The sequence below is a fragment of the uncultured Winogradskyella sp. genome (assembly GCF_963975125.1).
Taxonomy (GTDB): Bacteria; Bacteroidota; Bacteroidia; order Flavobacteriales; family Flavobacteriaceae; genus Winogradskyella.
The window spans coordinates 21,178-27,583 of sequence record NZ_CAXBGB010000043.1; the positions used below are offsets into that span (position 1 = coordinate 21,178).

A 6,406-nucleotide genomic window follows, 5' to 3' on the forward strand; every position below is an offset into this window, starting at 1 on the left:
TTGCAATTTACCGAAATTTAAGCTTCAAATAAAATAGAACAACTTTTATAAAACTTAAATTCTACTAAATAGGAAAATGTATCTTTGCAAATTAAAACTACAACGTGACTTTTAACGATTTAAATTTAAATACACCTTTATATAATGCCTTAGAAGATTTAGGATTTACAACTCCAACTCCTATACAAGCTGAATCTTTTAGCGTGGTTGCTGCTGGTAAAGATGTAGTTGGAATTGCCCAAACAGGTACTGGTAAGACCCTTGCCTATATGCTACCTATTTTAAGAAATCTTAAATACTCTCAACAAGACAATCCTAGAGTTTTGGTTTTAGTCCCAACAAGAGAACTAGTGGTTCAAGTTGTTAGTGAAATTGAAAAGTTTTCTAAATATATTAACAATCGTGTTTTAGGGGTTTATGGTGGCACTAATATTAATACTCAAAAGCAAGCTGTTGCTCAAGGTCAAGATATCATAGTAGCAACACCTGGTCGTTTGTATGATTTGGCAGTAAGTCGCGTTTTGCAATTAAAATCTATTCAGAAATTAGTGATTGATGAAGTTGATGTAATGCTAGATTTAGGTTTTAGACATCAGTTACTTAATATTTTTGATATCCTACCAGAGCGTCGCCAAAATATTATGTTTTCGGCAACGATGACAAAAGATGTAGATGATTTAATTACAGATTTTTTTATAAACCCAAGCAAAATTGCTATTGCTGTTTCTGGCACACCTTTAGACAACATAAAACAAGAGCGTTATAATGTTCCTAATTTTTATACTAAAGTTAACCTTTTAGAATATATACTTCAAAATAATGAAGACTTTTCGAAGGTTTTAATTTTTGTTGCTTATAAGCGAATGGCAGATCGGCTTTTTGATAAGCTAGAGAAACTATTCCCTGGCCAAACTTGTGTTATTCATTCTAATAAAACTCAAAATTATAGATTGCGAAGTATCGAACAATTTAGAGCTGGTGAAAATCGTCTTTTGGTAGCAACAGATGTCATGGCACGTGGTTTAGATATTGAGAATGTTTCTCATGTTATTAATTTTGATACACCAGATTATCCTGAAAATTATATGCACAGAATCGGTAGAACTGGTCGTGCAGAAAAAGAAGGCCATACATTACTTTTTTCTACCGAAAAAGAACAACAAGGAAGGGAAAGTATTGAAGAGTTAATGCAAATGACTATCGATATATTAGACATACCTGAAGCTGTTGAAATTTCAGCTGAGCTTATAGACGAGGAACGCACACAAATTAAGGAACATTACAATCCTACAAAACACAGAGATGAGGATGCGCCAGGACCTGCATTTCATGAAAAATCTGAAAAGAACTCTAAAGAAAATTTAGGTGGCTCTTATAAATTCAAAATTGCAGCGAAATATAAAAAACCACAAACACGAGGAGATAAAAATTATAATCAACGGAATAAGAAGAAATAAATTAATTTTCAGTCGCAGTTTTCCGTTTCAAGCAAACAAAAAACCCTAAACAAACTAATGAAAAGGGTTAATTAATACCTCAAGTACTTGCAGAATCACATTTTATTATAATAAATAAAATCTATAACCCTAACCTTATAGTTGATCCTGCAATTGTACTTGATTTTCTACTAAATCGTCTATTGGAACGATTAATTTTCCTTTTGAATTTTTCAATATCACAGAAATACTCTGCACTACATCTACCGTATAACTTTCATTATTAAATATAATTTGTTGCCCAACTTCGAATGTCTTACGTGCATAAAACGTTTTGAGTAATTTACCAACAACTTCTCTTGCACCTAAACCAAAAGCTATAGCAAATGCTAATAGAAATGCAGCAATAATCATGTTAATATTATTGGTGATTATCTCAGTATCTATTCCTGCTTGATTTAATGCTGTTATAGATATAAAAGTGAGCAATAAGAAGAATATAACTTGGCTAATCATTTTACCTCCTGACATATCCATGGATTCAAAAAGAGACTTTAGTCCTTTTTTAACAAAATTTGCAAATAATAGACCTAACATAAATATGACTAGTGCAGCAAATAATTGAGGTAAGTAAGCTAATAGGTCACTAATTTGATTAGAGATAACTTCTAATCCCATAATATCAGATGCTGTTATCAATAACACGATGTACATTAACCATTTTACAAAATTTGTAACGACCTTTATGGTATCAAAACTGAGCTTTTTTCCCTCTACTATTTCTATATCATTAAGCTTGTCATCTAACTTATTAACTTTAGCTAGTTTTAAAACCTTTTTTATAATCTTAACTACTAGTTTTGTTATTAACCAACCGATAATAAAAACCACCAAAGCGCCAATAATATTTGGAAACACATTGGTAATCTCCAGCCACATTGAGGTTAATGATTGCATCATTATATCCTTAAATTCTGTTACTTTTTCCATACTAATAATTTTAATGTTAGGGTTTATTAAGTATTTATTTTTTTCTTTTACTGCTTATACTATCAATTATATAACCAAGATTATAAGAAAACAGTTCGGCTAACTCCATAAGCAATTTTGCCATAGCGATATCGTGCATGACTTTTCCTTTAAGTTCTTCCGGAACTTCTTTTAAAGGCTGATTTATGTGCTTAAATGGATTTTCCATCTTTCGTATAGTTTTCGTACTTAAGTACTAGTTTTTCTTTTGCTCTTTTTAAGCGCATTTTTACTGCACTTTCTCCTATATCTAAAGCTTCTGCTAACTCCTTAATTGATAAGTTATCTTGATATTTTAACAATAATAACATCTTTTCATCTGGAGAAATCAGCTCCATTACTTTCTTTAATTGCTCCACTCTCATGTTATCAAATTCTCGAGTAGTATCAATATCTTCACCTATATTTTCAATACTATCTGAACTTATAGATTTTTTTTCAATCTTTTTTGCCGTGTTTCTGGTGACATAATTTACACAATGATTATATGTGAAGGCATACAACCATGTCGAAAATTTTGATTTTCCTTTGAAACTGGCAAGTTTAACAAATACTCTTAAAAAAACGTCTTGCGTTAAATCTTTTGCTTCATCAACTCCATTGGCAAATCCATAACATTTGTTATAAACCATGGTCGCATATCTATCGTACAGCACCTCAAACAACATAGTGTCATTGGTTTTTACGATAGCCTCTACGAGCGCTTCATCGGTTAGGGTATGAACAGCGTCTTGTGTCAATTAATTAGTTAATTCGTTTTAGTTTTGTTTAGTTATTAGTTTTAAGACACCTAACGTTTAATGAAGTCACATTAATTTTAATAAATACTATTTTTTTAAATGCTCTTCAATATCGCTCAAATGATGCTTTAGTGCTTCTGCAGAAATTTGAATTTCTCTAATTAAAAATGCTAATGATAAAATGAGTAAAATTAGAGCTATACCAAAGACCCAAACTGCTACAACTTGCTGGTCTATATAAATTAAAAACATGGTTAATACGCAAAGTAAAAGGCTTGTGATTCCAAAAATTTGCATCCAACGTGTTAAGTTTAATCTTAACTTAAGATTGTTGATTTGACGTATTAAAGACCCTTCCTTCTTTTCGAGATACTTATCGCTAAGATTTCTAATAACAGCAGCATAAGCCAAAAACCGATTGGTGTAGGCTAGCATTATTAAAGATATCGCTGAGAATAAGAGTGCTGGTGTTGTTAGTGTTAATTCTTCCATAAGAATATTTGTGTAAAATTACAGAATTTAAACACTAGATAGAAAAAAAGCGAACTTTTTCAAGTTCGCTTTTATCATTTAGTCATTTAACTAGTCTTTTAGAGTATCGAGTTTCTCTTTATAGAATTTACTATTGCTTATTTGATAAGCTTTTTCAACATATTCAACTGCTTTTTTAATATTCTTCTTAGATATGTAATAATCTGCCATCGCATCATAAACATTTGCACTTTTAGGATAATGCTTTATTGCCATTTCAAAAAACAAGTATGCCTTTTCTGGTTGCTCCATCTGCAGGTTCATATAGCCATAACCATTAAATAACTCTTCTACCATTGGAGGTGTTCTATATCCAAAATGCTTGGTATAAATAGCTTCTTGATTATTTAATAAAACACGTATTTCATCAACTGATGTCTCTGGATTATTATATTTCTGTGGAGACTTAAATTGATACCATTTAAATAATGAGACTAATCCATCTCTTATAGCTGGTAAAGGCACTGTTCCATGCAAATCTTCAGGATATACCTCCCAATTAAATCTTAGTCCATTTTGTACTCTAGTTGATGATGCTAGGTCACAAAACTCAAGAATAGAACGTGAAAATAACGTGAATTCTGAATCATTTTGCCTTAAATTATCAATTGTAACGCTCTCATCTGACATGTGCAATTGCTCGGCTGCTAATGCCACAAATAAACTCTTCCCAATATAGGATCTGTTTTTCAATTCCGTTTTAGCTTGCTTTAAGAGTTTTTGACCATCCCAATCTAAACTTGGATCTATCGCAATATAGTTTTTGAACAAATGAGAATGATTTAACAACACATTTATTGTAAATAGTCCTGCATAAGAATGTCCTATTAATGTCCTATACTTTGTAGTTGGATAATTTTTGTCAATATCTGGGATTAATTCGTTTTCTATAAAACTAGTAAACAGGTCTGCTCCTCCTGTTTCATAATTAAAACTACTACCTCTTCTCGATTCAACTTTAGATGTTGTTAAATCACGAGTTCTATTTGTTCTATTTGAAATACCGACTAAAATCATATGAGGCAAATAATGTCCCCAATAATTATTGTAAACAACTTCTAAGTTTTGCTCTAAAGAAAAACCATCTAAAAGATAAACTACAGGATATTTAGCATCACTTTTTGGATTATAATTCTCAGGTAGTTTTACCCAAAAGTGACGATAACTATCTAAGATTTTTGAATATATACTGTCTCTAATTTCTGTTTCGACTTGCTGAAGTTCGTCTTGATTAACTTGAGCATCAATTGATGAGCTAGATATAATCAGCAGTATTATAATAATAGATTGGGTTATTTTTTTCGTCATTTAAATACGCATATTAAATTGTTTAATTTTTAACTGTAGGCTCGCTTGGAATATACACAACCTCAATTTTTATTTCACTACCATATGTTACTAAAATTGAACACAATACTGGCACTTTAATTCCATCTTGAGTGGCAGGTTTCATTTTGGGTATTTTTTTTAATACTCTCGCTATTTCTGCTTGAATTGTCACCTCTGCGTCTCTAATTTTCATGCCTGACAGGTTTCCGTATTCATCAATTACAAAAAAGGCTGCTACCTGTTGTGGTTCTGAAATATCTAAAGCATTAGCGATACTTGAGTTGAACTCTTGCTTTATAAATTTTGATATATTTTCTTTAAAACATTTTTTTGTTTCTTCCTCAGAAAGCCCTTCACAACCATTATAGATGGGTCCATTTTCTACATCTTTAAATATAATCACATCATCTCGGCCATAATCATCAAAGTCATCATCTCGAGACATAAGACTGCATAAACTTAACATTGCCTGTTCTTCTTCTTCACTAATATTTCCTTGCACCATCATTTGTTTTTGTACTGCATTGACTTTATTTATCAATTCACTATCTGAAGAGTTAGAATTTTCTTTGCAGGAATTAAACACTATTAAAAAGATAAATGAAAAAATGAATAAAACTTGTTGATTGCTTTTTCTTTCGAATTTCAATAAATACGTCATGATCTTATATTGTAGAGTTTGATGATAACTTTCTGTTTATACTTTATCAGCAGCTTGTAACCATCTTAGAATAAGGATATCTACTCTTACTATTACAAATGTAAAGAGACCAAAAGTAGCAGTTAGCAATGATAATTTGAGTCCACCTGCAAATACTGCAGGATCAACATTTCCCATAGCCTCAAGTGAATCAAAAGCCGTGATCAGCCCAATTACAGAAGCTAGAAAGCCTATAACTAAACCTAATAGACTGCTATCTTCTGCTAAACGCAGCATTTTTTTAGATAAGGGTAGATTCTTCCTAAAACACAGAAAGCCTCTGACTAAAAAATAAATAGAAAGCAGTAAACAGATTAAAATAAGCGACATAAAAAAAGGACCACCTTCGTTAAATCGATCTGCAAATTGTACTGATGCAACTAAAAAATTTGAAATTACTAATTCGTTCATAATTGATGTTTTAATTAAACATAATCCAAACTTAGGCAATTGTCATTCCTTTAAAATTAAAATGCGATAGATAACCCATTTAGCAAGGGATTAAACATTTTGTTAAAACCAGCACTAATCTTGTCATTCGTCTATAAAAGTATAAATCACAATAAAAATATACTATTATTGTGATACATCTCATTTTAATGCGTAAAACTAAATTTATACTTAAAAAACTAGGACACAGC

General features: G+C 31.0%; 8 protein-coding genes. 1 reads left to right on the forward strand and 7 read right to left on the reverse strand.

Translation table 11 applies throughout. The annotated features are described in order from the left end of the window. Positions 1-104: 104 nt before the first annotated feature. Entirely contained in the window at positions 105-1,457 is a 1,353-nt protein-coding gene (locus AAC053_RS08005; protein WP_339755103.1) for a DEAD/DEAH box helicase, read from the forward strand. Positions 1,458-1,592: 135 nt separating this feature from the next. Here AAC053_RS08005 and AAC053_RS08010 read toward each other — a convergent pair whose 3' ends face one another. From AAC053_RS08010 to AAC053_RS08040, 7 genes are all read right to left on the reverse strand, one after another. Continuing rightward, positions 1,593-2,426 (reverse strand): hypothetical protein, encoded by an 834-nt coding sequence (locus tag AAC053_RS08010; protein WP_339755106.1) that lies wholly within the window; start codon positions 2,424-2,426, stop codon positions 1,593-1,595. A gap of 34 nt (positions 2,427-2,460) precedes the next feature. Next, positions 2,461-2,634 (reverse strand): hypothetical protein, encoded by a 174-nt coding sequence (locus AAC053_RS08015; protein WP_339755109.1) that lies wholly within the window; start codon positions 2,632-2,634, stop codon positions 2,461-2,463. Beyond that, positions 2,618-3,205: an RNA polymerase sigma factor gene (locus AAC053_RS08020; protein ID WP_339755111.1), complete on the reverse strand. Its 588-nt coding sequence runs from the start codon at positions 3,203-3,205 to the stop codon at positions 2,618-2,620. Before AAC053_RS08020 ends, AAC053_RS08015 begins: the two co-directional genes overlap by 17 nt. Positions 3,206-3,292: 87 nt before the next feature. Beyond that, positions 3,293-3,697 carry a DUF2721 domain-containing protein gene (locus AAC053_RS08025; protein ID WP_339755113.1) on the reverse strand — a complete coding sequence of 135 codons (405 nt, stop codon included), beginning with the start codon at positions 3,695-3,697 and terminating at the stop codon, positions 3,293-3,295. Positions 3,698-3,787: 90 nt separating this feature from the next. Next, positions 3,788-5,044: an alpha/beta hydrolase-fold protein gene (locus AAC053_RS08030; RefSeq protein WP_339755116.1), complete on the reverse strand. Its 1,257-nt coding sequence runs from the start codon at positions 5,042-5,044 to the stop codon at positions 3,788-3,790. A 22-nt stretch (positions 5,045-5,066) separates the two neighbouring features. Beyond that, the gene (locus AAC053_RS08035) at positions 5,067-5,726 is read right to left on the reverse strand and encodes a hypothetical protein (protein WP_339755119.1); all 660 of its coding nucleotides are present in this window, start codon (positions 5,724-5,726) and stop codon (positions 5,067-5,069) included. Between the two features lie 36 nt (positions 5,727-5,762). After that, positions 5,763-6,176, reverse strand: coding sequence for a MotA/TolQ/ExbB proton channel family protein (locus tag AAC053_RS08040; protein ID WP_339755122.1), 414 nt, complete (start codon positions 6,174-6,176; stop codon positions 5,763-5,765). Positions 6,177-6,406: the final 230 nt, after the last annotated feature.